The sequence below is a fragment of the Rathayibacter sp. AY1F9 genome, from assembly GCF_002932155.1.
Classification (GTDB): domain Bacteria; phylum Actinomycetota; class Actinomycetes; order Actinomycetales; family Microbacteriaceae; genus Rathayibacter.
On the sequence record NZ_PSVA01000056.1, the window covers coordinates 1 to 1,881 of the forward strand.

The following is a 1,881-nucleotide window of genomic DNA, read 5'->3' on the forward strand; positions in this document are numbered from 1 at the left end:
CCCCGGCACTCGGGAGCCGGGACGCTCCTGAGGCGTCCCGGCTCCCGAGTGCCGGGGTGGTGCAGGGGGTGGGGCTGGTGATCCGGGATCAGGAGGCGGCGATCGCCTCGGTGACCGCGGAGCGGGCGTCGACGGCGCTGTCGGCGGCGAGAGCGAGCTCCGCGTACCGCTTGGCGTCGTCGAGGGTGTGCTCGGCCAGCTCGGCGCGGACGTCGGCGAGAGCCGACGGCGACATCGAGAGGGTGGTGGCGCCGAGGCCGACGAGGACCACGGCGAGCAGCGGGTCGGCGGCGGCTTCTCCGCAGATCCCGACGGGCTTGCCCAGCGCCGCTCCCGCGCGGCCGACCTCGCCGACGAGGCGGAGCACGGCCGGGTGCCACGGGTCCTGGAACGCCGAGACCGTGCCGAGCATGCGGTCGGCGGCGAGCGTGTACTGGGTCAGGTCGTTGGTGCCGATCGAGGCGAAGTCCGCGACTCCGAGGATGCGGTCGGCGAGCAGGGCGGAGGAGGGGACCTCCACCATCACTCCGGCGGTGCGGATGCCGAGCTCCCGCGCCATCGAGGTGAAGTAGCGGGTCTCGTCCACGGTCGCGACCATCGGCGCCATGACCCAGAGGTCGGCGTCGGTCGCGGCATCGGCCTGGGCGAGGGCGGTGAGCTGGTCGCGGAGGATCTGCTCGCTGGCGCGGAGGGCGCGCAGTCCGCGGAGACCGAGGGCCGGGTTCTCCTCGTGGTCGTCGTTGAGGAAGCTCAGCGGCTTGTCGGCGCCGGCGTCGAGCGCGCGGACGACGACCTTGCGGCCGGGGAACGCAGCGAGCAGGCGCGTGTACTGCTCCGCCTGCTCGGCGACCGAGGGCGCCTCCTTCGCGTCGAGGAAGAGGAACTCGGTGCGGAACAGCCCCACTCCCTCGGCGCCGAGCTCGACCGCGTTCGCAGCGCCGTCGGCCGAGCCGAGGTTCGCGAGCAGCGGCACGGCGTGGCCGTCTGCCAGCGCGCCGGGAACGACCGGTGCGGCGAGCATCTCGGCGCGCTCGGCGATCGAGGACTTCGCGGCGCCGATCTCGGCGTCCGAGGGGTTCACCGTCACGACGCCGGAGGTGGCGTCGAGGATGACGAGCTGGCCGTCCCGCAGGTCGAGGGCGCCGGTGGTGCCGACGATGGCGGTGATCGACTTCTCCCGGGCGAGGATCGCCGTGTGCGAGGTCGGTCCTCCGTCGCTGGTGATCAGACCGAGGACCTTCTCGAGGTCGAGCAGCGCCGTGTCGGCCGGAGCGAGGTCACGGGCGACGAGCACGAACGGCTCGTCCGACTCGGGGACGCCGGGAGCGGCGACGCCGCGCAGGTGCGCCACGACGCGCTGCGAGACGTCGTCGAGGTCGGTCGCGCGCTCGGCCATGTAGCCGCCCATCGCCACGAGCAGGTCGCGGAAGCCGGCGAAGGCCTCGTGCACGGCGCGCTCCGCGGTCTTGCCCCCGGCGATCCGCGCCTTGACGTCGTCCGCGAGGGACGGGTCCTCGGCCATCAGGGCCTGGGCGTCGAGGACGTCCTTCGCCGAGCCGCCGGCCCGCTCGCCGCGGTGGCGGATCGTCGCGGCGGTGGCGGAGAGCGACGAGACGGCGCGCTCCTCCTCCTGGGCGACGCTGCGGGTGCTGGCGGTGTCCTCGGGCTCGGGCAGCGGCTCCGGCATGCGCAGGACCGGCCCGAGGGCCAGCCCGCGTCCCACTCCGGTGCCCTGGAGCTTGGCGGAGGCGTAGGCGGTCTGAGGAGTGGACAGCGTCATGGGTGCTCGTTCCTGTCGTGCGGAGTGTCGGGCTCGACGTCGCGGCTGCGCTGCGCCTCCAGGTAGGCCGCGTACGCCTCGCGCGCGAGCCGGTAGCCGTT

The 1,881-nt window shown here is 74.2% G+C and carries 1 protein-coding gene; it reads right to left on the reverse strand.

The window, feature by feature from the left end:
• Positions 1 to 88: 88 nt before the first annotated feature.
• Positions 89 to 1,687: a phosphoenolpyruvate--protein phosphotransferase gene (gene ptsP / locus C5C37_RS17005; RefSeq protein WP_104233916.1), complete on the reverse strand. Its 1,599-nt coding sequence runs from the start codon at positions 1,685 to 1,687 to the stop codon at positions 89 to 91.
• Between the last annotated feature and the right edge of the window lie 194 nt (positions 1,688 to 1,881).